Here is a 25,137-nt window from a genome sequence, read left to right as displayed (position 1 = left end):
ATGCCCCCTTCCCAAAAGATTTCCCTGCAGAACCGTTTACGGAAAGCCTGGTTGCTTTTCCTCCTTCTTCTGGGCCTGTCTGTTGGATGCCTTTTTTGGTATATCATCTCTCTGCAGCAGCAAACCGTCACCTCCGAGCTCCACCGGGAGGCGGTGCTGGTCGAGCAGATGCTCGAATACCGCCTCCTTTTCAACCATAGACAGGCCTCGACCATTGCCGGGGACAGTTCCCTGCGGGTACTCCTCCAGCTACAGCTCTGGTCCCAGCTTGGAAGCAATCTTGCAGAATTTTCCAAGGAACGTCCCATCCGGGCGGTCTGGGTCCTGGGAAGGGACGAATCGGTCAAGGCCGCCAGTCGCCCAGAAGTGGAGGACTTCTGCCCGATGACCCTGTCCGGGCCATCCGAACGGCTCATGGTCCACAAAGGACGCCTGAACCACCTGATCAGGCGGGCCATCCACTCCCGGGATAACCGGCTGCTCGGGTTTCTGGTCATAGCCTTTATCTACCCGGAGCAGTCCTTCCTTGACCAGCTCGGCGAGGACGAAAACCAATTTATCGCCCTTGTCCGTGGCAACGAGATAGTCGCCGCGTCCTCTGACCTGGACCTTGGGGACCTCCAAGCAAGCCGTTTGCAAGCGGGGCGTACCATCGAGGTCAAGGTCCGGACCTTTCCCACGACATTTCTCGTGGAAAAGGCTTCCCTCACTCTGTATACGTGGGATCTGACCCTCTACCTGCTCAGGGACTTGGAGCCGATCCAGGCCCCTTTACACACGCTCGGTCTGATACTCGGATTGTTTTCCTTGCTGGTCGTGTGCGGGAGCTTCCTCTTTTACGCCTACATCAACCGACACGTCATCCACCCGATCACCTCCCTCGCCCAGGCGGCCAAAAAAATCCGTACAACGGATTCCATAACGCCGCTCAAGGAGATCGCCTATCCGTCAAGCTCCAAGGACGAAATCTGGGACCTGATCAACTCCTTCAAGACCATGGTCGGTTATCTGAACAAGGCCAGGAACGAAGCGGAATCCTTGAGCTCCATGAAAGACGCCTTCCTGGCCACTGTCAGCCATGAGATACGCACGCCCCTCAACGGCATCTTCGGCATGACCCAGCTTTTGCAGCGCTCCGGCCTCACGCCCAAACAGGAACGCTATGCATCGAACATGATCGTCTCCATCCATACATTGTTGAGTATCATCAACGATGTCCTGGACATTTCCAAAATCAAGGCCAAGGGGTTCACCATCTCCAACCAACGGGTCGACCTGCACCAACTCCTCGAATCCGTCTATCAGGCACACATCCCGGTGGCCAAGGCCAAGGGCCTGGAAATGCGTTTCGAGACCGAGCCCCTGCCCGGCTTGGTCATGACCGACCCTCTCCGTTTGCAGCAAATCTTGAACAATCTCATCAGTAACGCGCTCAAATTCACCCACTCCGGGTACGTCCTTCTCGCGGCCAAATCCTTCCCGGACCAGGACGGTCCCGACACCGCCCGGGTCCGCTTCATTGTTGCCGATTCAGGCATCGGGATTCCCGAGGATAAGCAAGCATCTGTTTTCAATGCCTTCTCCCAGGTGGACAGCGGATTGGCCCGTAAATACCCGGGCACGGGGTTGGGGCTGTCCATCGCCTCGGAACTCGTTTCCCTGCTGGGTGGCGACCGGATATTCCTCCACAGCAACCCCGGGCATGGGAGCAGATTCTTTTTTTCCCTTGGACTGAAACGGTGCACAGAAACCGAACCCCCATCCGGTTCCGGGAATATCGCGGAGACGACAGGGGCCACGGCCACGGCCTTCAGCGGGTTGTCCATTCTTGTCGCGGAGGACAACCCCATGAACCAGGAGCTGGTCCTGGAAATATTTGAGCTCCTCGGTATCGAGAACTATCACATGTGTTCCAACGGCCAGGCGGCACTCGATTCGTTGGCGTCCGCCCCTGACCGCTACGACGCCCTCATTCTGGACATCCAGATGCCGGGTATGGACGGATTCACCGTTGCCCGGACCATACGCGACCATTCCAACCCTATCCCGATCGTCGCCATGACCGGCCTTGCCGGGGACAAGGACAAGCAACGGAGTCGAGAATGCGGCATAGACTACTTTCTGAGCAAGCCATTCTCTCTCGAAGACCTCGAATCCATATTGGTCACCCTCGTATCCAGGTCAGCGCCGTAGCCCTACTCTTTTCTCCAACCATCCATTATACAAAAAAATCCCCGGAACATGCGATGACAACATGGTCCGGGGATTTTTCTTTATCCCATCCAAAAAGCGTATAATATGGCGGTTACAAATTCTTATCCCGGACGATCATCTGCTCCTTGCGCAATGGGCACCACTCCGGACGCTTTTTTTCATCTGCCGGGATCTCCTGATGAACCACCGAGGCAACCTTGCAGCTTCGTTTGCCGTCGTGGACCTGGTGGAAGGGACAATCAGTACACTGTGTAACCACGTAAATCATAGCATTCCTCCATATGTGGCAATGTGATGTAAAAAATTCGCAACTATTCAGGCCAAGATATCAGTGTTGCAACATGTTCAAGTTTACGGCCCAATTTGCGTGGTCTCCGGTGATCAAAAAAATCCAGAAAAAAAGGAGCCGCTCGGACTGAACCGCGGTGGTAACGATCCCCCCATCAGGACCGGAAAACATATATGCCACCCCCTCTCAAAAGGGAAGCTCCAGGGCCAGGAGGAACGGCACCAGGATCGGAACGAGGCAGGTCAAAAATATTCCGCTGATCACTGAAGTCATGGCGTATTTTTTCCCCGAGCATCTGACGACGATCGGCAGGGTCGTATCCATGGCCGTTGCCCCTCCAGATGCTATGGGACCCAGGGGGCCCGTGAGCCGGACCATGAGCGGGGCGGCCACGATGGTCGTCACTTCCCTGGCGATATTCGCCACCAGGGCGATGGTTCCCAGCTCGTCACCCCGCAATTGGGAAATGAGCACACTTGAAAGACTGTAGTAACCAAACCCTGCGCCGACCGCTGCCCCTCCGGTCCAATCGACGCCGGTGATTACCAGCGAGACAGCCGCCCCCCCGAGGATCGACCCGATGACGACAGATGCGGGGACGATAAGGTCTTGTTTTCCAATCCGGAGTATATTCTGCAAAAAATTGCTGTCACTGCCCATACCCAGTCCAACGAGGAAGATAAGCACGTACAGGATTCCCATCTCCAATGATGGCACCAGATATTCTTTGGGAACGGTCCCTGTGACCCCGGCAAGGATTCCGGCTAGAAAAAAAGCGATAAGGATGCAGGAATCCTTCATGGCCGCCCCGCCGCACGTCCGGCCAGCAGACGACAACATCCGATGCTCGCACATACCCCTCCCAGGGCAAAAAGGAGGCCGCTGGAGCCGAGACGGGGAAGCTCGGCCATAAGATGGTCGTCAACCCCCATCGATAGTCCGAGGATGAACAACAGGCTATACAAAGCACATCCGGAAAGACGCCTGGCCAGCTCGAGCAGCCTCCGGCGCCCTCTGACCATGAAACCCAAAAATATCCCGCCCAAAAATACACCTATGATCGTCAACATGTTTCCGTATATCCCTATCCCTGGTTATAGTCATCCGTACCGTGCGCAGTACTGGCCGCTCTCACCCAAAAATGTAGAAAACCATTCATGGAGCCATGGCGTCAAGCATGTGACCGTCCGGAGCCATGGGGTCCCGATCGCCCAGTCTGTATCCGTTGCCGTTCTCCGGCGTAGGGTTGAACAATCCCGTTGCCTCTGCCCAGAATTCGGCATATGGGGTGGGGATGAGACCCTGATAGTCGATGACGGACCCGCTCCACTTTCCATCAATCGACCCAGCCAAGGATGGAGGCTCCATGGATCGTTCAAGGTATACCATTATGGTCCAGGTATGGACCCTGTTCCTCACAATCGGCCTTGCCTCGTGCTCGGTTTCCCATGCGCCCATGGTCCATCCAAGCCGGTTATCCCTGTCCATTGATCTGGAAACAATCCTGGACAATCTGGACAGCTACCGGTCCTATTTTTGTGCCCGCTCCTTCAATCCATCCGCCCTCATGTTCGTTCCACACGCCTCCCCCTTCACCGTCATCCCGGAAAAACGCGGACTGGGCGAAGGGTGGAGCCCCGTCGAAGATCGGGCTGCAATCCTCCAGATGATCGGCACCATCAGGGACAGAGACCGGCTGTCCCATCCTGCCCTCAAGGCCCTTGTCCGCCCCCTCGACCAGGGCGGCTCCCCCCAGGCAAAGGACGTCCTCGGATTCATCTTCAGTTCGGCATCAACCTTTGCCCGCCCCCTCGAGGGGGCCCCCCGGACATACAAGGTCTACCAAATCCCCGAAATCCCACGTATGGGGGAACATGACAAAAGATGGCTTTTCTGGGGAAACGGCTTGGACGGTCCATGACCCGCTTCTGTCGAACAACGAAGCCCTCCCCGAGACGAACCCGGGTTGCCCCTATCCCCGGGGGCGACCATACACCGGAAACCGCCAGAACTCACGCACCATCCGTTGACAGGCATACAATTTCTCCGGTAGCAAAAAAAAAATTTGTCTGTCAGCTATCGGTATGTATCAATATTGGTACGGATTTGGTCCCATAACCATTTTATCCTTGCGACTCACGGTACAAACCCATCCGTAATCGACCTGACCTTCCCCAAGAGGACACCATGAATGATTGGCTCAGTTTGACGGCCATGGCCCGGCGGCTCCAAATCCCTGAACCGACAGCCAGGCGTTACGCAAAACTCTTCGCCTCCTACCTTCCACACAGAAAGATCGGGCGGATGACCATGTACGCCCCTGATGCCGGTTCCATCTTGACCAGGATCTCCGAGCTGTACTCCAAGGGACATAAAAAGGAAGAAGTTGAGGCCCTTCTCCAAAAGGAACTTCCAAAGACCATCGATATCGACGCACCAACAGAATCCCAGGCATTGGTCCGGTCCGACAACAGCGAGCTCCAGGCAAAACTCGTCCAGTTCCTGGAAGTCGTCAGCGATCAGAGCAAGAAAATTGATGCGCTCATGGAACGGGACAATCAGACAAGTGCGACCATCGCCCTGCTAGAACAGCGCCTTGGGGAAGAGACGTCCCATCGCCAGCGTCTTCAGGAATCGTCGACCCGGTGCAAACAGGCATTGTGTAAACTCTACCATGCCCACAAGGACCACCATGCGATGATCACCGCACTCCGTGAGCACCCGGTTGCCGAAAATAGCTCCGGGAACACCACGCGGCTCAACGAACGTCTGGACCAGCTTGAAGAAATGTTCCTCGATGACATGGGTAAACTCCAACAATTAATGAACCACGTGCTCACCAGCAGCGACAGCAAGTGATGGTGTCTCCCACCTGAACCTTCCGGGATTCATCCCTCCATCTCGTGCCAATAGCTGATCTCGGGCAGCCTGCTCCCCTCCAGCCAACGGACGAGATCATCCAATTCGACAGCGGCCGTCCCCACCTGGCCCACGACAATCCCGGCGGCGCAATTGGCGAGAACGCACCCCGTCAACAGATCCATCCCCGCGCTCAAACAGAGGGCAAGGACCCCGATTACGGTATCCCCGGCCCCGGTGACGTCGAACACGTCCTGGGCGACCGTTGGGATATGTGCAACCCGTCCATCTTCAGAAAACAGGACCATGCCCCGCCCGCCCAGGGTGATGAGAAGATTCTGCAGGTTTTTCTCCGCGATGATCCGCCGTCCCACCCCGAGTATCTCCAGTGGGGTTTCCATGGATCCTTGCACGCTCTCTGCGGCCTCCTTGGCGTTGGGGGTCATGAGGTAATGGTCCCCATAGATCCCGTAATTCTCGATTTTGGGATCGACAAACACCCTTCCATTGGGCAAGCATCCCCTCAAGATCCCCAGGACCTCGGGGCAGATGACCCCCTTGCCGTAATCCGAAACGACACCGCTCCCAACATTCTTGCCCCGCGCGCCAAGGGTCTTTGCGAACCGCTCCCTGGTTGCCGGAGACATGCGTCCCTTTTTCTCCTGGTCCACCCGGAGCATCTGCTGGCTCCCGGCGATGATCCGGGTCTTGATGGTCGTTGGACGTTTTGTACGGACCAGGTGGTGTTCAATGTTCTTGTCATCCAGCAGCCCCTCGATTTTTGCTCCCGCAGCATCGTCCCCGACCATGGACACGAGACACGGCGATCCCCCGAGCCTCTTGACGTTTCTAGCCACGTTCCCGGCCCCTCCCAGCTTCCAGGTCTCCCGTTCGACCGAAACCACCGGGACGGGTGCTTCCGGGGATATCCGATCGGCCCATCCCCACTGGTAATGATCGAGCATGATGTCCCCGACGATAAGAACAGGTACGTCCCTGAGACCTCCAAGACTCTCCAGCAGTGCACGTTTCTCGATCATGGTCATGCGTGTCTATACCTCCTCGTCCATTCGGCCGGCACCCTGCTCCATGATCCTCAGTATCCGCTCTCTTTCCCGGCTCGTGGCGTAGCTCAGGGTGATGGCCCCCTTGGCCGGCCCCCCAGTCACCCGGAGCGAAAGTCCCTTGCGTTTTCCCATGAAACCCTCCAGCTCGGATCGGCACTGTTTGCAGAACCGTTTGGCAGCCTCCTTGGCCGGGCCATCCTCCTGTCCGTCCTCCAAATCCTTTTTGGCGATCATGTTCCGCACAAGGACCTCGGTCTGGCGGACATTGAGATTTTTTGTGACGACCTGACCATGGACGTGATTCTGGCCCTCCGGCGTGTCCATGGAAAGATAGGCCCGGGCATGGCCGGGGGTGATCGCCTTGTTCTCCAGATCCTCTTTGACCCGCTCCGGTAGATTGAGCAGACGCATGCTGTTGGCCACGGCTGAACGGCTCTTGCCCACCCGGTTGGCCAATTCCTCCTGACTGAGACCGAGCTCGTCCCGTATGCGGTTCAACCCCATGGCCTCTTCAATAGGGTTGAGATCCTCGCGCTGCAGATTTTCAATGAGGGCAATGGCCAGGGTCTCTTTATCGTCTATCTCCCGGACCAGGACGGGAATGGTCAAACGGTCCGTGCGCTGAGTCGCTCGCCACCTCCTTTCTCCGGCAACGATTTCATACCCGGTCTGGTCGTCCTTGCGGGGACGGACCAGTATCGGCTGCAGAACCCCCTGGGCCTGGATGGACCGGGCCAGGTCATCGATCCCCTCTTCGGAAAAATGCTGTCTGGGCTGGGCAGGATTGGGAAAAATCTCGGACAAGGCGACTTCCGTGGCCCCCTGCATCTCCTCATCCACCGGATCGGACCCGGACCCCTTGAGCAATAGGTCCAGCCCCCTTCCAAGTCCTCTGTTCTTGACGCTCATAACATTACCTTGCTTTTTCGTTCCCCATGATTATAAACGCTATCCGAGACGCGTGTGTGGCATGGGTCGCAGGACCCCTGCCGAATGCACGCCCCGGCCTACGCTCCCGACCCGGGACAGCCGGGAACGTTTTTTTGCCAAACAGCTAACCGCTCAAGCCAACAACCAGGGAGTGATCCAATGGGCACACAAAAAAATATTACCCCGCTTTACGACACCCAGGGAACCATGTTTGGTGTCTTCATTTCCCCCGATCTTTGGAAGGCCATCGCCAGCGAGGTCCAGCCGATCATTGACCGCCATATTGAAAAATCCCGGCCACCGGTGCCCGAACCCATGGATGACTGGAACCGCCTCTTGGATTTCTGGGACTTCCCCTACGGGGTGGACATGGATGTCACCTGTGAGCAATGTGGGAACACCACCCAGGATTGGACGGCTGACGATCCGAGAAAATTCCGGCTCAAGGCGGCGAACATCGGTGGAATGACCACGTTCCAGTGCATGGAATGCAAGGCGAGGATTACCAAACAGCACTTCAAGGACAAAATCGCCTGCACCTGCACCCCTTTCAGCGAAAAAAAATAGTTACAAGGATGAGCTAGTCCCCAGAATCTCCCGGGCCAGAGCGATATAGGCCTGGGTCCCCGTCGACCTGATATCATAGGTGATCGCAGGCTTTCCGTGGCTCGGCGCCTCGGAAAGCCTGACATTTCTGGGGATCTTGGTCCTGAACGTCTTGTCCGGGAAATAGGTCCTGACCTCGTTTTCGACCTGGAACGAGAGTCGGTTGCGCTTGTCGAACATGGTCAGGACGACCCCCATGATATCCAGCTCCGGGTTCAGTCTCTTCTTGACCGCTTCATACGTCTGCACCAGCTGGGCAACCCCCTCCAATGCATAGTACTCGCATTGCAGGGGAATGAGCAGTTCCTTCCCGGCACACAGGGCATTGACCGTCACCAATCCCAGGGACGGCGGGCAGTCCAAAAAAATATATTCATACCGCTGTTCCAAGCCGCGCACCAGGTTGGCCACAAAAAATTCCCGTTTCTTCTCTTCTACCAGTTCCAGATCAGCGCCCACGAGATCATGGGTGGACGGAAGAACATGCAAATACGGGAGTTCGGTTCCGCACACCGCACCCTCGGCCTGGTCCACATCAAACATCGCCGTGTACAGATTACGGCTTTTCTCTCCCACATCGATTCCCAATCCACTCGAGGCGTTGGCCTGGGGGTCGCAGTCGACAACCAGGACGTTCTTTTCCATCACAGCCAGCGACGCCGCCAGGTTGACGGTTGTCGTCGTTTTGCCCACTCCCCCCTTCTGATTCGCCACAACGATAGTTCGAGCCACTCTCGCCTCGCTTGTTTTTTGGGTATTGTTTCACGTGAAACATCTCATGACGGCCATTCGCCATGACCTATACGGGGACGAGTGAATCGGTGTCAATGTGAAACCCAAAAAAAAGGCAGCGGGTTTTTCCGCTGCCTTGGATTCTCCCAGAAAAACATTGGCTAGACAGAGTAGTATTCCTTGTACCAACCAATAAATTTTCCGATCCCCTCCTCGATGGGAGTCTGCGGTTTAAACCCGACATCCCGCATGAGATCGTCCACATTGGCATAGGTGGCCGCAACGTCACCGGGCTGCATGGGGAGCATCTCCTTGATCCCCTTGCGGCCGAGATGGTCCTCGATGACCTCTATGAACCGGCCGAGCTCCACGGTATTGTTATTCCCGATGTTGTAAATCTTGTACGGTGTCGGTGCCGAGCCCGGATCAGGAGCCGTCGGGTCCCAATCGGGGTTGGGTGCCGGGGTCTTGGCTGTGACGCGGACCACCCCCTCAATGATGTCGTCGATATAGGTGAAGTCACGTTCCATTTTGCCGTGATTGAAAACCTGCATGGGCTTTTGGTCAAGGATGGCCTTGGTAAAAAGAAACAGGGCCATGTCCGGACGGCCCCATGGGCCGTACACGGTGAAAAAACGCAGTCCCGTACAGGGGAGGTTGTACAGATAGCTGTAGCTGTGGGCCATGAGTTCGTTGGATTTCTTGCTGGCCGCATACAGGCTGATGGGATGGTCCACATTGTCGTGCACAGAAAAAGGCATGGACGCATTCAACCCATAGACGGAGCTGGAAGAAGCAAAAACCAGATGCTCGACCTTGTTATGGCGGCATCCCTCGAGAATATTGGCGAAGCCAAGGAGATTGCTGTCCACATAGGACAGGGGGTTCATGATGCTGTATCTTACCCCTGCCTGGGCTGCCAGATTGACGACATGGGTGAATCCCCGGACCGCAAAAAGTTCCTGCATGGACTCCCGGTCGGCGAGGTCCATTTTGATGAAGGTAAATCCGTCACGCCCTTCGAGCATGGCCAGTCTGTCCTTCTTGAGGGCAACCGAATAATAATCATTCAGATTGTCGATGCCGGTGACGGCGTGTCCCTGGTCGAGAAACCGTTTGCAAAGGTGGAATCCGATAAACCCGGCGGCACCTGTGACGAGTATATTCATGGAGTCTCCTGATGTGGGTATGGGCATAGATTGTGTTTTCTGGAGGAGTTACAAGCACGAAACCCCGGCAGGGTCAAGAACGCAAAAGCCCGGAGGCAGCGCCTCCGGGCCGGAGTTGTGTCCTCGGAAAATCTGCGCGACTACAGCAAGGGGAAGTACTTCTTGATTTCAAAATCGGTGATCTGGGTCCGGTACTCATCCCACTCGACCTTTTTGTTGTCGATGAATTTTTTGAAGATGTGTTCACCCAGTGCGTCCCGGACGACACCACTCTCTTCCAGACAATGAACAGCCTCGATCAGGCTTCCGGGAAGATTGCCGATGCCCTTGGCAGCGCGCTCCGCATCGTCCATGTCGTAGATATCCTCTTCCACCGGGGCCTCGAGGACATAGTTCTCGTCCATCCCCTTGAGACCGGCAGCGAGCATGGCCGCATAGGCGAGATAAGAATTACAGGCCGGATCCGGGGAGCGGAGTTCTATACGGGTCGCCGCTTCTTTGCCCGGTTTGTACATGGGCACACGGACCAGGGAGGACCGGTTGCGCCGTGCCCAAGCGATGTACACAGGGGCCTCGTACCCGGGAACAAGGCGTTTGTAGGAGTTGACCCACTGGTTACAAATGGCGGTCAGCTCCTTGGCGTGCGTGAGGATACCGGCGATATAGGATTTTCCCTCGGCGCTCAGGCTGAACCCGTCCTTGTCATGGGCGTCGAAAAAAATGTTCCTGCCGTTTTTGAACAGCGACTGGTGCACATGCATGCCCGAACCATTCACCCCAAAAACGGGTTTGGGCATGAACGTGGCGTAGCACCCGTGTTTGCGTGCCACTTCCTTGACGATGACCTTGTAGGTGATGGCCGTGTCCGCCATTTTCAGGGCCTCGTCATAACGCAGATCGATCTCGTGCTGGCTGGGTGCGACCTCGTGGTGGGAGTATTCCACCTTGATGCCCATACGTTTGAGGGAGAAAATGATGTCCCGGCGGATGTCATTGCCCAGGTCCAGAGGAGGGGCGTCAAAATAGCCCCCCAAATCGGTGTAGGACGGTTCCCGGTCGTTTTCAAAAAGAAAAAACTCCAGCTCAGGGCCTACATACATTGTATATCCCTTTTCCGCAGCCCGTGCGAGCATCCGCTTCAATGCGTAACGGCTGTCGCCCTCGTACGGGGTGCCGTCAGGCTTGACGATATCGCAGAACATTCGGGCCACAGGACGTTGCGTGGGCCGCCAGGAGACCATCTGGAAGGAAGAGGCATCGGGATAGGCGATCATGTCGCTTTCATGGATCCGACAAAATCCCTCGATAGAGGAACCATCGAACCCCATCCCCTCTTCAAAGGCGGCCTCGAGCTCGCTGGGCGTGACCTGAAAACTTTTGAGGGTACCAAGGACATCCACGAACCAGAACTGGACAAAGGAGATACGATAGTCCTGAACCGCCTTGATAACATCATCCGAGGTTTTGCAATTAAAAATGGGATATTCTTCCATGGTGTTTTCTCCTGCTAAGAGGGTGACAAGTGGGTGGGCCGACCCGATCCCGCATTGGCGTGGTGCGTCCACGAAAAGACGGTGGAAACTGGTCACGGAGAATAAACAATTTTGTAGATAATGGCCAGCAGATTATTCCCACCACTGGAGGGCCCTGTCACGGAGGAGCTCATAATCGCCGGCCGCCGCCAGGCCGAGGACCTTGAGATACTTACGGATAGAGGTGGCCATGTACGGATTGTTCTCGCACAGGGTCCCAAACAATGGTCCATCCTCCACAACCATTTTTTGGGCCGCATCCATACGCCTGGCAAAGGACGGGGTGAGAAATTGCTCCAGGGTATCGTCATGTTCGTGGGCACAAAAATAGGCCAAGGTGCCCACATAGTTGAGGCCCTGAACAAAGGCCATGGCCTTGTCATGTTCGGCGGGATCGGTTCGGAATGTGGCCAGGGAACACATGGCTAAAACTTCTTCAAGACGCTCGGCACCCTCTGGATCGCGTGCCGGGCAGATGGCCACGCGGAGATCTTTCTCGCTGGGCTGGGGGCCGAACAGGGGATGGGTCCCAACGACGGACCCGGGAAAGGCCTGGAGCATTTTTTCAATGGGAAGGGTCTTCACCGAGCAAAGGTCGGCCAGGATGGTCGTCGGGCGTAAGAGTCGCGAAATGGCCCCGAGGCAGCGGTCCATGGCCGGGATGGGCACCGCGAGCAGGACCAGATCCACGTTAGGAACAACCCTGGAAAGCAGGTTGATATCCATGGGCAGGTCAAACCCATATACGTCCAGTCCGATGGAGAGAAAACGGTCCATAAAAAACCCGCCCATGTTCCCGCGGGAGCCGAATATGGCCACTTTTTGCAAAAAAGGAGAAATCATCACACAACCCGTCTCGGTAAAAAAATGGAGGGAAGGCCCCTACGGATGGAAAATCGGCACAACCATACAGCAGGAAGATGTCCGATGGCTGATCAGTCCGATGGTCCACCAGCCCCTTGAAGAACCTCCCCCCACAGCTTCCAAAAACCGGGAAAGGACTTGGACACACACCCCGGGGCATCAAACACCGGCTCTATACCGCCACAGCCGAGGATACTCAAACTCATGGCAATGCGGTGATCGCTGAAGGACGAGAGCGAAACCCTGGCTCCGGGCCCAAAAGGCCGCGGATGGATAACCAGGCCGTCATCGAGCACATCGACCCTCTGTCCTGCAAGCCGCAGTTGGGAGGCGACCGCTTCGAGACGATCGCTCTCCTTGAATCGGAGATGAGCAACCCCGCGGATCTCGGTGGGGCCGGACGCGAAACAGGCCGCAACCGCGACGGTGGGGACGATATCCGGACAGGAAGACATGTCCACACGGGTTCCGGTCAACCGGGAAGGAAACACGGTACAACCGTTTTCGTCCCAAACGGACGCGGCCCCCATGGTCTTGAGAATATCGAGGACGGCCCGATCCCCCTGCATGGAGTCAGGACGGATGCCAGAGACGCATACCGGCGATGACCCGACGGCCCCTGCCGCCAGAAAATAGGACGCGTTGGACCAATCGCCCTCCACTGCGTATTGGGAGATGGCGTACGTCTGCGGTTCTATGCGGAACCTGACGGATTCAGGGGAAACAGCCTGAAGGGTCCGCCAATCAACGGATTCCCATCGGGTATCCCCGCCTGTCTGGACGTCCACTGCGACCCCGAAATCCTCCATAACCTGAAGGGTGAGAGCCACATACGGCCAGGAGACCACTTTGCCGCCCTCGAGAGAAATGGTCACCGTATCCTGGGCAAAGGGAACGGCCAGCAGCAAAGCGGACAGAAACTGGCTGCTCTCGGAAATATCGATGGAGACCCGCTCACCAAATGTCCCGGCACTGTGGGCGATCAGGGGCAAAAAGCCCTGTTTTTCCTCAAAAGTAAACGTGACCCCGAATCTGGACAACGCCTTGACCAAAGCGGTCATGGGACGATCATGCATCCGCCCGGCCCCATGGATGCAAAAATCACCGGCAAAAGCGGCGATGACGCCGGTGACCAGACGACACGTGGTCCCGGATTCGCCCACGAAAAGATCAACGCGTTGGCCGGAAAAATCGCGCCCCCCTGTTCCCTGAACGTAAAACCCATGGTCTGCGGGTTGGAACCGTGCTCCCAGACATTGGAGGCACTCACGGGTGCGATCCAGATCATCACTGGCAAGTACGTTTGAAACCACGCAGGCTGACGGTGACAGGGCCGCGCAGATAAGGGCACGGTGAGACAGGGACTTCGAGGGGGGGGCGGTGATGGATACGGTTTTCATGGCCTTGGTGAGTAAAAGGGTCCGGATTGATGGTGCACAGGGAGAACGCCGGGGTTATTCGGTCCAGGTGGTGTAACTTCCCAGGATACGCAGGGACTGGGCCTGGTCCCGGAGCTGGTCCATGACCGTGGTTGTTGCCGGATCGGTAAGATCGGTCTGCAGATCGATGAAAAAAGCGTACTTCCATCGTTCAAGACGCAGGGGGCGCGATTCCAGCTTGGTCATATTGATCCCGGCATCGGAAAAAATGGCCAGAATGCGTTGCAGGGATCCGGGTTTGTCGGGAAGGGTCATCAAAAGCGAGGTTTTGTCACGGGATTCGCCCGCGTAGGGGTGTTTGGCAAGGATGAGAAATCTGGTCCAATTGTCGGGTTCGTCCTGAATATCCTGGGCCAGACAACGCAGGGTCTCTCCCGAGCCAAGAGAAATGTGCCCGATCACCGCGCCGCCCGGATATTCGAGGGCCGATTCGACCGCCGCTCCGGTGCTTTCCGTGGGAACGAGTTCGGCCTGGGGCACGGCATTTCTGAGCCATCCGGTACACTGGGACAGGGCCTGGGGGTGGGAGAAAACATGGGTCACTCCGTCCAGATCACCCGACGTGCAGTGCAGACAATGGCTGATACGGGAATAGGTCTCGGCCTGAACGGAAACCCCGTAGCGTAAGAACAGGTCCATACTCTGGCCGACCCCACCGTTGAGAGAATTCTCAAAGGGGACGATGCCGAGCTGGGTCTTGCCAAAGGCCACTGCCTGGAACACGGATTCAAGATCCCGCTGCGGTACATAGTCCAGACTCGAACCAAGGGCTTCAACCCCGGCGTAGTAGGAAAATGTGCCCTTGGGACCCAGATAGGCCACGGTGAGCGGGGCCTGGAGTCTGCGGGAGGAGGACATGATCTCCCGGTAAATGCTGCGCAGATGCTCATTGGGCAACGGACCGGTATTGATATTCTCAAGATTGAGGATGAGGTCCTTTTCCCTCTTGGGATTGAGGATGGGAAAATTGCCCTTGTTCTTGACCGTGCCGACCTGGAGACTGAGTTCGGCCCGTTTATTGAGAAGTGCGAGCAGCTGCGAATCGACCTCATCGATGGAATGCCTGAGCCCGGCAAAAGGATCATTCATGACCACTCCCCTATTCGCGGATATCTTCGGTAATGCGCATGCCGAAATGACGGCCGGCCACGTCCTGATGGCAGAGAATGCGATCGCCCGGAGCCAGGAGAACCACACTCACCGGGGTTGCGTCATCACGGACCAGGCGGATGGTCTCGGCGTTCTGCAAAAAAACACATCCGGTTCTCCCACCGATCTTAGCGGTGACCATGAGCATGGGACGGACTTCGGTCTTGCACCGCCCCACCACGGCGGTGGTAGTGTTTCCGTCGGCTCCCACGATGAGCACCTCCCGGCCGGGGACGAGTTCCTCGAGATAGGCTGTGCGGTCATCGGGAAGCATGCCGTAGGAATGTACCCCGCCGGCATTGATGCGGAAAGGCCTGGGAGCGACATAGGGATTGGCTTCGGTTTCCGCATGGACCAAAAAGGAAAAACCGCTGGTGTTGCCCACGAGCATGCCCTGGCCGGTATCCAGGAGTGACAGGGTATCCACGCAGACGCGATGACCGAGTCCCACAGGTGTGACCGAGATAACCTCGGCGGATTCAAGGGGCATGGTCCCTTGGGATAGCTTCATTTCGCGTACGATATCCTTGAGTTGAGAAATAGCCTGGGGCAGGACGACAAGGGTGGATACCCCCATTTCAAGAATACCGGCTCCCACGCGTGCCGCGTCGAGGGAATCCACCTCAAGACCGAGGGCAGGTTCCTGAGCGAGGATATTTTCCACAGGGATGATCTCCCAACCAATCCCGAGAACGGCTCCACGTTTTTCCGACAGGGCGGCAACGACCTCTTCCTCGTCTTCCTTGCGGGTTAGGGTTTTGAAAAAAATTGCATCGGAAGGGATGACGGGAACCCGCCCAAGGGCTTCGATTTCCGGAACATGATCAGGATCAGTAATGATGCCGTCCACACCGGACTCCAGGGCCAGGGTGACATCATTTTTGGAAAAGGGAACAGCTTTGAAATAGATGGTTCGGCGCATTGTGGATATCCTTTCTGAAATCTCGTAGCAACGTGGGCATGGACGCAGTCGTGGAGAGTGACGTGGCTACAGCGAGTGATTACATCCCATGATGACCCGGACGGGGCACTGCCTGTTTGACAACTTGGTGTTTGCGGACAGAATGCTCAGAGGAGCTAGCGGCCCAACAGCCCATGTGGGGGCATCGGTACGGATAATTGTCCCCTTTGGAGAGCGAACGAAACATTCCAAAACCGGGTGGGTTCAGGCAGCCAACATGTTCATGGCTCTTTCCACTCCCTGCCCTTTGTGTACAATGGCGTGCAGGGCACTGACCAGACCGGTCGGGTCAGGGTCCTGGAAGACATTGCGGCCAATGGAAAGGCCCGCACCGCCGGCACGGACAGAATCGTGGGCCATACGGAGAATATCGTCACGCGTATCCATCTTGGGCCCCCCGGCAATGACCACGGGGATCGAACACCCCTCGCACACCCTGGCGAATGAATCAACATCACCGGTGTAAGAAACCTTGACGATATCGGCGCCGAGTTCTTCACCAATCCGGGCGCAATGGGCGACGACGGAGGGAGCCATAGAATTGGAAATCTTGGGGCCACGGCCGTAGATCATGGCCAACAAGGGCATGCCCCATTCCTGGGCGACCTGCGCTACCTGGCCGAGATCGGCGAGCATGGACGATTCTGTCTCATCGCCAAGGTTGACGTGCACGGATACCGCATCAGCGCCCATCTTGACCGCTTCTTCAACCGTGGCAACCAGACGTTTGGCATTGGGGCGGGTGGAGAGGTCCGTGGACGCGGACATGTGCATGATCAGGGCGAGGTCCCTGGCATGTCCGGCGTAGGCGGAACGGACCAGCCCTTTGTGCATGAGCACGGCATCGGCGCCGCCGGCAGCTATGTTGTCCACCGCCTTTGTGGGTGAGATCAGGCCGGGAATGGGACCGAGGCTGGTGCCATGGTCCATGGGGACAAGAATGGTTTTACCGGATTCGGCATTGAGGATACGCTCTAAACGAAGATCTTTTCCTGCCTGCATGATGTCCTCCCCGCTGGTGCGGATGTTTTGGGTGGGAAGGGTCAGGGGAGAAGCCGGCGTCCGGATGAAAAAAAGGGCCGCCGGCATGTCGCCTGCGGCCCTTTTGGTAGATGTGTGCAAATGGTAAAAAACTACACGCCCCCGTCCAGACCACAGGTCAACACAAAATAATACCAAAAAAAGAAATATGCGTTGGAGAAGAGGGTCTGGTTGGATGAGTTCATGGAATTCCTTTTGCCCGAGGGGTTCGGAGGCGTCAAGGGTTTTTTTCAGATGCCATTGAGTGGGAATGTAAAAAAAGGGGACAGATGGGACAAGAACGAAAATCGCATTGACAAGACCCCTGACAGATGGGGAAAGTAGAAAAAATATCCGTCGAAAACGGGTGTACGCATGGATCACAACCACCACATCCCCACCAAACCGGACCGATGTTTCACATGGAACATACCGATCAAAAAAAACCGCTCCGCCCCCTTGGCCAGGATAGAATAGTACGCTATCTTGACACATTGGCCCATGATGCTCCCAATTCACTCCTGCTGGAGGGGGGGAATGGGGCTGCCCGTTTCGAGCTGGCCCTTTATTGGACAGGGCTGCTCAATTGCCAAGAGCCCTCCCCCCCCTGTTCAAATTGCCCCACGTGCCTCCAGATCAGGGAGCAGGTCTTCAGGGACATGGAAATTATCGACGGCAGAGATTCGCAGATACTTATCGCCGATGTCCGCAAGGTAAAGGGGTTCATGGGACAGTCACCAAGCGGCGCGGGCAAGAGGGTAATCATCCTCGCCGGGGCACAGAATATGGATCTTCCTGCGGCCAACGTTCTGCTCAAGTCGATGGAGGAACCGGGCCCCGGGAACGTTTTTGTTCTGTTGACCCCCCAACGGGGAAATCTCTTGCCCACACTGGTATCCCGGAGTTTCGTACTCACACTGCCCTGGCCGAAGAACGAAGAACCCGCCGAGGATATCCTGGAGTGGGAGCAAGCCTTTGTCCGGTTTTTGGATACGGGTCAGGACTGGTTCGTACGGACAGGGAAAAAAAATAGCGTGGACGCGAACCTGGCAAAAAAAATGCTGCTCAGATACCAACGGGGTGTCGTCCATTATTCACAAAAAAAAGACACCACTCCACTGAGCGCCTATCTGGTGTCCCGACAAAACAACACCGTTTTTGACCGGCTGGAGCATATACTGTCCCATGGGCTGGACGCACTGGAAAAACGGACAAATCCCGCATTGGTCATGGATTGGACCGCGGTCAGATTCTGGGAGACGCTACAGGCAAAAGAATGATGACCGACCTTTCTTCCATGGTCCTCCAAACATCCACATGCCTCCAGTTGGATGAGATACGCAAAGAGACCGCGTGATTCCCCCAGCCCGGCATAGCCGGGATTACAGAGCCGCGCAGGACCCTGGAATGTACCAATGCAATCCCTGCCAACAATTCCCGGACCGGATCCGGGACCACGTGTCGGCTGTTACGGCTGTTTTAGACCGACTCATGCCGATCATGAGAACCCTACGGGCGAGCATATGATTACCGACCACGACATCTATCTCTTCAAACAAGGACGCCACTATCGGCTCCACGACAAACTCGGGGCCCACCCCATGGAGTATGACGGGGAGACCGGAACACGGTTCGCGCTATGGGCCCCGAACGCACGATCCGTCCATGTCATTGGGGCCTTCAACCATTGGGATCCGGCAGCCTCCCCGCTCCGGGTCCGCCAGGATGGTTCGGGGATTTGGGAAGGGTTCATACCCGGAGCGGAGGCCGGACAAGAGTACAAATTCCGTCTGGAACAGGGAAACGGCGATGGAATAGCCGAAAAGGGAGACCCCTTTGCCGTCTATTGGGAACGGGCTCCGCGGACGGCCTCGAAAATCTGGGACCTCGATTACGACTGGAATGATGAACAGTGGATGAGGGATCGCAGAGAAAAAAACGGGCTCAAAAGCCCCATGTCCATCTATGAGGTCCATTTGGGGTCATGGAGACGGAGCCCGGACGACCCGGACAACTATCTGGACTACCGGACACTGGCCCACCTCTTGGCCGACTACGTCCTGGAAACGGGTTTCACCCACGTTGAGATCATGCCCATCATGGAACACCCGTTTTATGGGTCGTGGGGATACCAGACCGTGGGCTACTTCGCACCGACAAGCCGCTACGGGACACCGCAGGACTTCATGTACATGGTCGATCACCTGCACCAAAAAGGGATAGGGGTGATCCTGGACTGGGTGCCGTCCCATTTCCCCACGGACGGACATGGTCTGTACAGGTTCGACGGGACCTGCCTGTTCGAGCACGAAGACGTGCGCAAGGGGTTCCATCCCGACTGGCACAGCTCCATTTTCAATTACGGCCGGTACGAGGTCCAGGCCTATCTCATCAGCAGCGCCCTGTTTTGGCTCGACACCTACCATGTGGATGGTCTGCGGGTGGATGCCGTTGCCTCCATGATCTACCTGGACTATTCAAGAAAAGACGGAGAATGGATTCCCAACCAATTCGGGGGGAACGAGAATCTTGAGGCGTTGGAATTTCTCCGCCGCCTGAACACGGTCGTTTACGAACACCATCCCGACGTTCAGACGATTGCCGAAGAGTCCACCTCCTGGCCCATGGTCTCCCACCCCGTCTATGTGGGAGGGCTGGGTTTCGGCATGAAATGGAACATGGGCTGGATGAACGACACGTTGAGCTACATGGCCAAAGAGCCGGTCCACCGCAAATTCCATCAGGACCAGCTGACCTTCAGCATCTGGTACGCCTACACTGAAAACTTTCTCCTCCCGCTTTCCCATGACGAGGTCGTGCACCAGAAAGGATCCCTCCTGGACAAGATGCCCGGGGATCCCTGGCAAAAAATGGCCAACCTGCGGCTTCTTTTTGGGTACATGTTCGGGCAGCCCGGGAAAAAACTTATTTTTATGGGGGGCGAAATAGGACAATGGAGAGAATGGAACCACGAATCCTCCCTGGACTGGAATCTTCTGGATTATCCAGCCCATAGAGGAATCAAGGAATGGGTCAAGGATCTGAACCGGACCTATGCGCATGAGCCGGCACTGCATGCCTGGGACTATGAACAGGCCGGCTTTTCCTGGGAAGATTGCCACGACGCCGACCAGAGCGTACTCACATTCTTCCGTAAGTATGGGGACGAAATCATCCTGGTCGCCTGCAACTTCACGCCTGTCCCCAGACACGGGTATCGGGTCGGTCTGCCTTTGGGCGGCACATGGAAAGAGATACTGAACAGTGACGGGGACCGTTACGGGGGAAGCAACGCCGGCAACGGGGGGGGGGTCGAGGCCATGGAGACCAGCTGGAACAATCGTCCCTTTCTCGGAGAGTTGGTCCTCCCGCCCCTGAGCGTGGTTTTTTTCAAACCCCAATTCCTGGCCCAGGGCTGAACCAATGGACAGGGCGAGCGGCATTCTCCTGCACATTTCCTCCCTCCCCTCGGATTACGGGATTGGAGACCTTGGACCGGGCGCGCACCGGTTCGTGGACTATCTGGCCCAATCCCAACAATCCTATTGGCAGATCCTCCCGCTGACACCCACCAACAGCGGGACGGGCAATTCCCCATACAATGCCTACTCCGCCTTTGCTGGGAACCCCTTGTTCATCAGCCCGGACATCCTCGCCGAACAAGGATATCTCCGCCCTGAACACCTTGAGATACCGGGTTTCGCCCCGGACCGGGTCGAATACGCAAACGTGGGGATGTGGAAATCGCACATCCTGAATATCGCCTTTGAAAACGGTTTGTCCTGGCTTCCCGGACGGGAGAGCTATGCACGGTTTATCGGTGCGAACCGGGCATGGCTCGACGACTATGCCCTGTTCGCGGCCCTGAAAGAACATTTCCAGGGGCTTCCCTGGTACTACTGGCCGGAGACGATCAAGCTGAGAACCCCCGGGGGTATGGGACAATGGCGGGAACGGCTCAGCCTGGAAACCGAACGGGAACGGTTCAAGCAGTATATCTTCTACGGACAATGGAACGGACTCAAGCAGTACGCTACGGACAGGGGGGTGCGTCTGTTCGGGGATATGCCCATCTATGTCAGCCTGGATAGTTGCGACGTCTGGTCACACCCGGAGCTGTACGAGCTGGACACAAAACGGATGCCTATCTACGTCGCCGGGGCGCCACCGGACTATTTCAGCAAACAAGGACAATTGTGGGGCAACCCGGTCTACAACTGGGAACGGATGGAGCAAAACGGCTTTACCTGGTGGATCGAACGGTTACGCCACAACGGGTCTATGTACGACCTGGTCCGACTGGACCATTTCCGTGGATTCGCCGCCTATTGGCAGGTGCCCGCGTGCTCGAAAACCGCCCAGAACGGGGTCTGGCGGCCATGCCCGGGACGGCGTCTCTTCCAGCGGGTCCGTACGGAACTCCCGGAGGTGGATATCGTTGCCGAGGACCTTGGGCACATTACCGAGGACGTCCGCGCGCTCATGGCCGAATTCGGCTTTCCAGGGATGAAGATTCTCCAATTCGCCTTTGCGGATGACATGCCGAACAATCCATACATCCCCCACAACATCGGACCGAACAGCGTCGTCTATACCGGAACGCATGACAACAACACCCTGTTGGGATGGTACACCAACGACATCGGTTCCCGGGAACGGCGGCTTGTCGCCGAATACCTGGGTACGGACGGGGAAAACAGCGAGATAGTCTGGGGAATGGTCCGCATGGCCATGATGTCCGTGGCAGAGCTGTGCGTCTTTCCACTCCAGGATCTCCTGGAATGCGATAGCAGGGCACGGATGAACACACCGTCGAAAACCGAGGGGAACTGGGACTGGAGGGTGCAGGGGGATAGGCTCACCCGCGAACTGGCCCAAAAACTTGCCAGGATGACCTGGCTGTATGGCAGGGGTGGAACAAGAGATTCGACCCAAAAACGGGCGCTCACGACAGGAAAAAAGGAATCAGGATAACATATAGGACTTGGCGATCAAATACATATCATCATAGGATACATGCTCGGTCAGGGCCACACCCAGTTCCGTGGACATATCCATCTTCCATTCGCTTTCCTCGAGGATCACTTTCTTTTGCAGGTTGAGACGATATTTGACAAAATCCTTGTCAAAACCATCCCTTATCAGATTCAACCCCTCGAGAAAATAGCTGTTCCGGATATACTCGACAAAGGGATCGAGCCCCGCGACTCCTTTGCGCCTGACAAGCATACAATAGACGACCAGGACGATCAGCAACGCCTCCGGCTTCATCCGGATATGTAGGGACATGAATTTCTTTCGATTGAAGGAGCCGTTGTCCAGGTTGGAAATGATCAGTTGGGCGACCTCGAAGACCTGTTTTTCAAAAACCGGGGAGATAGCGAACTTCGACAGAAAACGGACCATGACCTTCTGGGGATTTTCATTGTCGGCTATACCCAGAAGGGCGATGGCCAGAAGCACGAACTTTCGGTGCAGATCCCCCAACAAGACCTCTTTTTTGGCCTTGGCGAAACGCCGGATGGATCCGGGGTCCAGGGTAGAAGAACAGAGCTCCAGGACGTGACGGACAAAAATTTCCTTTGTGTGCGCAGCCTCGGTCAGGAGTAGTTCGGAGTTTTTTTTCTCCAGAAGGACTTTTTTCAACGAAAGCCAATAGGCCGCCACCCCTTCGACAGGCATGTCGACCATGTCGAATTCCGCCGGGATTTTTTTGGTATCCCTGGCCCTCGCCCCGAGCAACAATTCCCTGACCTGCGTATTGATGTCACGCACGTCCCTGTTCCCTCCTCACTGCTTTGATCCGGTCCTTCTCCCAACCACCCCGACTCGTGTACGGACAACGCCGGTCCCGCAACCATCACTCGAAACAGAATTCCACGGCAAAATTACCAAACTCGGTCTCAAAGGGAATGGCGACGACAGCGGCCCTGGTCATATGGGAAATCACGTGGTTGTCCCCCATGATCACCGACGGGGTCGATCCTTGCAGCTTGAGTCCCATATCGGAAAGCCCCAGTCGGGCATGCCCGGAAATCATATTCGAGACCTCCCCTACCGCATCCTGAACATCCTGCATGATATCATCCACATCATCCCCAAGCATCCGCTTGACGAGCTGAACAGCGCATGTCTTGGAAAAGGAGATGGCAAACGTGCCGTTTTTGTCACCAGTGATCCCGATAATCGCGGAAACATCCCCCTTGGCCACCTTCTCCTGTTTGACATAGGGTGCACCCGGCTTGGATTCCAACATGGCCATGGTCGATAGAATATTCTGGGTGGCCTTGATGAAAGGCTTGGCAATCTCTACATCGGTCATCCGGTTCTCCTGGCTCAAATCGTTGATGGTGAAAAATTGTAATCACTTCCCTGACAAAACAAATGGCCACCCCGCCTCCAGGACGCCTACACGGGAGCGGACCACAGCCGAGGGGCCCTCGCCGCCTCGGCGAGCCGGCACATGCCACAGCCTCCTCATTGGAACCCCAACCCATTGTTCCTGACCCCCATGGCATTGTACAAGGAGGCCAGGGCCTGCTGGTAATCCGCCAGGGCCTGGGTCTTGTCGGCCTCGGCCTGGGTAACGTTGGCCTGGGCGTCGAGTACGTCAGTATTGGTTCCCACCTGGGCCTCATACCGCGCCTTGGCCATGCGGTAACTCTCCCGGGCCGAGACCAGGGCCTTCCTGGTCACTCCGATGCGCTGGGCGGTCTCCTTGAGGGTGTCATACGAGGACTTGACCTGGAAAGCGATCTCGTTTTGCAGATTCTTGTAATCCTGTTGCAAAACAGCGACCTTTTCCCTGGCCTGTTTCCAGGAATGGTAATTGGTGCCGGATTCAAAAAAGCGGTATGAAAGGGTCACCTGGGCCGTCCAATAGTCATTGTCCCGTTCTCCAATGTAGTCATTCCCATAGGCATCGAACTCGTCGCCGTGGGAATAATAATCAATGTCGGCACCTACCTGTGGATAAAATCCACTGGCAACCTCCTTGGACTCTTTTTCGGCCACGGCGATAGTCTTGGCAGCGATTTCCATATCTGGCCGGTGGTTGCGAGAGGTGTCCAAGCAATATTGCAAATCATGGCGAAAGGGTACGAACGACAACTCACCGAGATAGTTGACATCTTTTTTGACAGGAATATCCAACAGGGTGTTGAGCCTGGAAGCCTGGACCCGCACAGCGATCTGAGCGGCCAGAAGCTGCTGCTCAGCCCGCGCCACGTCGACCTCGGCCTGGAGGACATCGAGTTTGGGGCGTAGGCCCACTTCATAGAATGCGCCTATCACCTTGAGTTGGGACTCCAGGCGGGTCAGCGAGTCCTCGGCACTACGCACGTTTTCCCGGGCCTGCAAAAGGGCCAAAAAGGTGCGCCGCACATTGAGGATGAATGCCTGGGTAGCCTGTTCCAAACGTGCCGTAGCCACATCCCTGGTGAGGCGGGATTTTTCCAGATTGCTCAGGAGTCTGAAACCGGTGAACAGGGGCTGGTGCAGGTTGATGTTGAGCAACCAATCGTCTTGAGCCATTGTGGCAGAGGGCGTATCGTGTTCCTGACGCAGATAGCGATAGTTGGCGGTCATGGAGGGCCCAAGTCCGCCCGTTGCTGCATCGATACCATATTCAGCAGCCCGTATCTCCTTGCGCAGGGATTCCAGCCGAGGATTGTCCCGCAACCCCTTGGTAATGCACTGGTCCATAGTCAGGGTCAAAGGAGCCGCAGCGCTCACGGAACACGGGATGGACAAAAACAGCACGATCGCTGTCAGGACTAACGGGTAGGAGGGTCTGGGACGCATGATATCGCCTCCCTAAAGCAGGCGTTTTTGGCTCGGTTGCTCAAAGCAAATGAGGGGTGAGACTATATCCGACATGTGGCATAACACCAGGTCTCTTCTTCCAATTCAGTCAAAAAATCAAGGCATGCGGAGCAATTGAAAAGGCGGGCGCGGCCCTTATGATCGGCATCCCCGTTATAAGTTGGCTCATTGGGCAAAAAAACATTGAACTTTTTTCCGATTGGGGCTAGCTCGTGTATCTTAAAAAATGGTCCCAAACAATCCCGAAAGCCTATTTCCGTCAATCCGTTCCACCTGAAGGAGGACGCCATGCTGTACACAGGACTCATTCTTCTCACAGGACTCTGCACCCTCGGACTCATTCTCTGGGCCCTGAACAACGAACACGGCCACGTCACCGAGGACTAGCCCCTGTGAACCATTACTGCTTCCGTAGCTCAGCTGGATAGAGTGCCGGACTTCGAATCCGTGGGCCGCAGGTTCGAATCCTGCCGGGAGCACCA

At 56.3% G+C, this 25,137-nt stretch carries 24 protein-coding genes and 1 tRNA gene; 8 read left to right on the top strand and 17 right to left on the bottom strand.

The annotated features are described in order from the left end of the window. Positions 1 to 2,193 carry a hybrid sensor histidine kinase/response regulator gene (locus ACY692_RS06120; RefSeq protein WP_462324461.1) on the top strand — a complete coding sequence of 731 codons (2,193 nt, stop codon included), beginning with the start codon at positions 1 to 3 and terminating at the stop codon, positions 2,191 to 2,193. 112 nt (positions 2,194 to 2,305) lie between these two features. On the opposite strand, the gene ACY692_RS06115 is transcribed toward ACY692_RS06120, so the two are convergent. The 4 genes from ACY692_RS06115 to ACY692_RS06100 form a co-directional block, all read right to left on the bottom strand. After that, positions 2,306 to 2,482 (bottom strand): hypothetical protein, encoded by a 177-nt coding sequence (locus ACY692_RS06115; RefSeq protein WP_462324460.1) that lies wholly within the window; start codon positions 2,480 to 2,482, stop codon positions 2,306 to 2,308. Between the two features lie 207 nt (positions 2,483 to 2,689). Beyond that, positions 2,690 to 3,304 (bottom strand): LysO family transporter, encoded by a 615-nt coding sequence (locus tag ACY692_RS06110; protein ID WP_462324459.1) that lies wholly within the window; start codon positions 3,302 to 3,304, stop codon positions 2,690 to 2,692. Continuing rightward, positions 3,301 to 3,573 (bottom strand): LysO family transporter, encoded by a 273-nt coding sequence (locus tag ACY692_RS06105; protein ID WP_462324458.1) that lies wholly within the window; start codon positions 3,571 to 3,573, stop codon positions 3,301 to 3,303. The genes ACY692_RS06110 and ACY692_RS06105 overlap by 4 nt, the downstream gene beginning before the upstream one ends. 85 nt (positions 3,574 to 3,658) lie before the next feature. Continuing rightward, positions 3,659 to 3,856, bottom strand: coding sequence for a hypothetical protein (locus ACY692_RS06100; RefSeq protein ID WP_462324457.1), 198 nt, complete (start codon positions 3,854 to 3,856; stop codon positions 3,659 to 3,661). A gap of 13 nt (positions 3,857 to 3,869) precedes the next feature. Between ACY692_RS06100 and ACY692_RS06095 the strand changes: the two genes are divergently transcribed. Both ACY692_RS06095 and ACY692_RS06090 read left to right on the top strand, forming a co-directional pair. Then, a complete protein-coding gene (locus tag ACY692_RS06095) occupies positions 3,870 to 4,424 on the top strand; it encodes a hypothetical protein (RefSeq protein ID WP_462324456.1) in 555 nt (184 codons plus the stop codon). A gap of 266 nt (positions 4,425 to 4,690) precedes the next feature. Beyond that, positions 4,691 to 5,362 carry a hypothetical protein gene (locus ACY692_RS06090; RefSeq protein ID WP_462324455.1) on the top strand — a complete coding sequence of 224 codons (672 nt, stop codon included), beginning with the start codon at positions 4,691 to 4,693 and terminating at the stop codon, positions 5,360 to 5,362. A 29-nt stretch (positions 5,363 to 5,391) separates the two neighbouring features. Here the strand turns inward: ACY692_RS06090 and ACY692_RS06085 are convergent, their stop codons facing one another. Together ACY692_RS06085 and ACY692_RS06080 are read right to left on the bottom strand one after the other, a co-directional pair. Continuing rightward, positions 5,392 to 6,408, bottom strand: coding sequence for a bifunctional heptose 7-phosphate kinase/heptose 1-phosphate adenyltransferase (locus ACY692_RS06085; RefSeq protein ID WP_462324454.1), 1,017 nt, complete (start codon positions 6,406 to 6,408; stop codon positions 5,392 to 5,394). Positions 6,409 to 6,414: 6 nt separating this feature from the next. Beyond that, positions 6,415 to 7,338, bottom strand: a complete 924-nt coding sequence (locus tag ACY692_RS06080) for a ParB/RepB/Spo0J family partition protein (protein WP_462324453.1) — start codon at positions 7,336 to 7,338, stop codon at positions 6,415 to 6,417. Between the two features lie 180 nt (positions 7,339 to 7,518). Here ACY692_RS06080 and ACY692_RS06075 point away from each other — a divergent pair, with 180 nt between their 5' ends. Continuing rightward, entirely contained in the window at positions 7,519 to 7,926 is a 408-nt protein-coding gene (locus tag ACY692_RS06075; RefSeq protein WP_462324452.1) for a hypothetical protein, read from the top strand. On the opposite strand, the gene ACY692_RS06070 is transcribed toward ACY692_RS06075, so the two are convergent. From ACY692_RS06070 to ACY692_RS06035, 8 genes are all read right to left on the bottom strand, one after another. Then, on the bottom strand, positions 7,927 to 8,697 hold the full coding sequence (locus ACY692_RS06070; protein WP_462324451.1) for a ParA family protein: 771 nt from the start codon (positions 8,695 to 8,697) through the stop codon (positions 7,927 to 7,929). It lies immediately after the preceding gene. Between the two features lie 161 nt (positions 8,698 to 8,858). Continuing rightward, entirely contained in the window at positions 8,859 to 9,866 is a 1,008-nt protein-coding gene (locus ACY692_RS06065; protein ID WP_462324450.1) for an NAD-dependent epimerase, read from the bottom strand. A gap of 140 nt (positions 9,867 to 10,006) precedes the next feature. Beyond that, positions 10,007 to 11,359 (bottom strand): glutamine synthetase family protein, encoded by a 1,353-nt coding sequence (locus ACY692_RS06060; protein ID WP_462324449.1) that lies wholly within the window; start codon positions 11,357 to 11,359, stop codon positions 10,007 to 10,009. Positions 11,360 to 11,491: 132 nt separating this feature from the next. After that, complete coding sequence (locus ACY692_RS06055) at positions 11,492 to 12,241, bottom strand: prephenate dehydrogenase/arogenate dehydrogenase family protein (protein WP_462324492.1); 750 nt, start codon at positions 12,239 to 12,241, stop codon at positions 11,492 to 11,494. A gap of 92 nt (positions 12,242 to 12,333) precedes the next feature. Next, positions 12,334 to 13,662 (bottom strand): 3-phosphoshikimate 1-carboxyvinyltransferase, encoded by a 1,329-nt coding sequence (gene aroA / locus ACY692_RS06050; RefSeq protein WP_462324448.1) that lies wholly within the window; start codon positions 13,660 to 13,662, stop codon positions 12,334 to 12,336. Positions 13,663 to 13,716: 54 nt separating this feature from the next. Continuing rightward, on the bottom strand, positions 13,717 to 14,790 hold the full coding sequence (gene pheA, locus ACY692_RS06045) for a prephenate dehydratase (RefSeq protein ID WP_462324447.1): 1,074 nt from the start codon (positions 14,788 to 14,790) through the stop codon (positions 13,717 to 13,719). A gap of 10 nt (positions 14,791 to 14,800) precedes the next feature. Beyond that, a complete protein-coding gene (locus ACY692_RS06040) occupies positions 14,801 to 15,772 on the bottom strand; it encodes a 3-dehydroquinate synthase II (protein ID WP_462324446.1) in 972 nt (323 codons plus the stop codon). Positions 15,773 to 16,015: 243 nt separating this feature from the next. Beyond that, entirely contained in the window at positions 16,016 to 16,813 is a 798-nt protein-coding gene (locus ACY692_RS06035) for a 2-amino-3,7-dideoxy-D-threo-hept-6-ulosonate synthase (protein ID WP_462324491.1), read from the bottom strand. A gap of 440 nt (positions 16,814 to 17,253) precedes the next feature. Between ACY692_RS06035 and ACY692_RS06030 the strand changes: the two genes are divergently transcribed. The 3 genes from ACY692_RS06030 (at position 17,254) to malQ (ending at position 21,805) form a co-directional block, all read left to right on the top strand. Next, positions 17,254 to 18,111, top strand: coding sequence for a DNA polymerase III subunit delta' (locus ACY692_RS06030; protein ID WP_462324445.1), 858 nt, complete (start codon positions 17,254 to 17,256; stop codon positions 18,109 to 18,111). Positions 18,112 to 18,354: 243 nt separating this feature from the next. Continuing rightward, entirely contained in the window at positions 18,355 to 20,250 is a 1,896-nt protein-coding gene (glgB, locus tag ACY692_RS06025) for a 1,4-alpha-glucan branching protein GlgB (RefSeq protein WP_462324444.1), read from the top strand. Positions 20,251 to 20,254: 4 nt separating this feature from the next. Then, a complete protein-coding gene (gene malQ, locus ACY692_RS06020; protein WP_462324443.1) occupies positions 20,255 to 21,805 on the top strand; it encodes a 4-alpha-glucanotransferase in 1,551 nt (516 codons plus the stop codon). On the opposite strand, the gene ACY692_RS06015 is transcribed toward malQ, so the two are convergent. The 3 genes from ACY692_RS06015 to ACY692_RS06005 form a co-directional block, all read right to left on the bottom strand. Next, on the bottom strand, positions 21,797 to 22,606 hold the full coding sequence (locus tag ACY692_RS06015; protein WP_462324442.1) for a hypothetical protein: 810 nt from the start codon (positions 22,604 to 22,606) through the stop codon (positions 21,797 to 21,799). The two genes, malQ and ACY692_RS06015, sit on opposite strands and share 9 nt — an antisense overlap. Positions 22,607 to 22,691: 85 nt before the next feature. Further along, positions 22,692 to 23,153, bottom strand: a complete 462-nt coding sequence (locus ACY692_RS06010) for a chemotaxis protein CheX (protein ID WP_462324441.1) — start codon at positions 23,151 to 23,153, stop codon at positions 22,692 to 22,694. A gap of 155 nt (positions 23,154 to 23,308) precedes the next feature. Further along, a complete protein-coding gene (locus tag ACY692_RS06005; protein WP_462324440.1) occupies positions 23,309 to 24,634 on the bottom strand; it encodes a TolC family protein in 1,326 nt (441 codons plus the stop codon). A 426-nt stretch (positions 24,635 to 25,060) separates the two neighbouring features. Between ACY692_RS06005 and ACY692_RS06000 the strand changes: the two genes are divergently transcribed. After that, positions 25,061 to 25,137: transfer RNA gene (locus ACY692_RS06000), tRNA-Arg, on the top strand.

This window comes from Desulfoplanes sp. (assembly GCF_054921335.1).
This window is presented reverse-complemented; position numbering and strand designations above follow the sequence as displayed.

What these genes read in the sequence shown, in the direction of transcription:
- ACY692_RS06090 (WP_462324455.1), top strand. Translation starts at nt 4,691, where the DNA reads ATGAATGATTGGCTCAGTTTGACGGCCATGGCCCGGCGGCTCCAAATC.
- ACY692_RS06085 (WP_462324454.1), bottom strand. Translation starts at nt 6,408, where the DNA reads ATGACCATGATCGAGAAACGTGCACTGCTGGAGAGTCTTGGAGGTCTC.
- ACY692_RS06120 (WP_462324461.1), top strand. Translation starts at nt 1, where the DNA reads ATGCCCCCTTCCCAAAAGATTTCCCTGCAGAACCGTTTACGGAAAGCC.
- ACY692_RS06005 (WP_462324440.1), bottom strand. Translation starts at nt 24,634, where the DNA reads ATGCGTCCCAGACCCTCCTACCCGTTAGTCCTGACAGCGATCGTGCTG.
- ACY692_RS06010 (WP_462324441.1), bottom strand. Translation starts at nt 23,153, where the DNA reads ATGACCGATGTAGAGATTGCCAAGCCTTTCATCAAGGCCACCCAGAAT.
- ACY692_RS06040 (WP_462324446.1), bottom strand. Translation starts at nt 15,772, where the DNA reads ATGCGCCGAACCATCTATTTCAAAGCTGTTCCCTTTTCCAAAAATGAT.
- ACY692_RS06065 (WP_462324450.1), bottom strand. Translation starts at nt 9,866, where the DNA reads ATGAATATACTCGTCACAGGTGCCGCCGGGTTTATCGGATTCCACCTT.
- ACY692_RS06095 (WP_462324456.1), top strand. Translation starts at nt 3,870, where the DNA reads ATGGATCGTTCAAGGTATACCATTATGGTCCAGGTATGGACCCTGTTC.
- malQ (WP_462324443.1), top strand. Translation starts at nt 20,255, where the DNA reads ATGGACAGGGCGAGCGGCATTCTCCTGCACATTTCCTCCCTCCCCTCG.
- ACY692_RS06075 (WP_462324452.1), top strand. Translation starts at nt 7,519, where the DNA reads ATGGGCACACAAAAAAATATTACCCCGCTTTACGACACCCAGGGAACC.
- pheA (WP_462324447.1), bottom strand. Translation starts at nt 14,790, where the DNA reads ATGAATGATCCTTTTGCCGGGCTCAGGCATTCCATCGATGAGGTCGAT.
- ACY692_RS06055 (WP_462324492.1), bottom strand. Translation starts at nt 12,241, where the DNA reads ATGATTTCTCCTTTTTTGCAAAAAGTGGCCATATTCGGCTCCCGCGGG.
- ACY692_RS06035 (WP_462324491.1), bottom strand. Translation starts at nt 16,813, where the DNA reads ATGCAGGCAGGAAAAGATCTTCGTTTAGAGCGTATCCTCAATGCCGAA.
- glgB (WP_462324444.1), top strand. Translation starts at nt 18,355, where the DNA reads ATGATTACCGACCACGACATCTATCTCTTCAAACAAGGACGCCACTAT.
- ACY692_RS06060 (WP_462324449.1), bottom strand. Translation starts at nt 11,359, where the DNA reads ATGGAAGAATATCCCATTTTTAATTGCAAAACCTCGGATGATGTTATC.
- ACY692_RS06115 (WP_462324460.1), bottom strand. Translation starts at nt 2,482, where the DNA reads ATGATTTACGTGGTTACACAGTGTACTGATTGTCCCTTCCACCAGGTC.
- ACY692_RS06030 (WP_462324445.1), top strand. Translation starts at nt 17,254, where the DNA reads ATGGAACATACCGATCAAAAAAAACCGCTCCGCCCCCTTGGCCAGGAT.
- ACY692_RS06080 (WP_462324453.1), bottom strand. Translation starts at nt 7,338, where the DNA reads ATGAGCGTCAAGAACAGAGGACTTGGAAGGGGGCTGGACCTATTGCTC.
- aroA (WP_462324448.1), bottom strand. Translation starts at nt 13,662, where the DNA reads ATGAAAACCGTATCCATCACCGCCCCCCCCTCGAAGTCCCTGTCTCAC.
- ACY692_RS06110 (WP_462324459.1), bottom strand. Translation starts at nt 3,304, where the DNA reads ATGAAGGATTCCTGCATCCTTATCGCTTTTTTTCTAGCCGGAATCCTT.
- ACY692_RS06105 (WP_462324458.1), bottom strand. Translation starts at nt 3,573, where the DNA reads ATGTTGACGATCATAGGTGTATTTTTGGGCGGGATATTTTTGGGTTTC.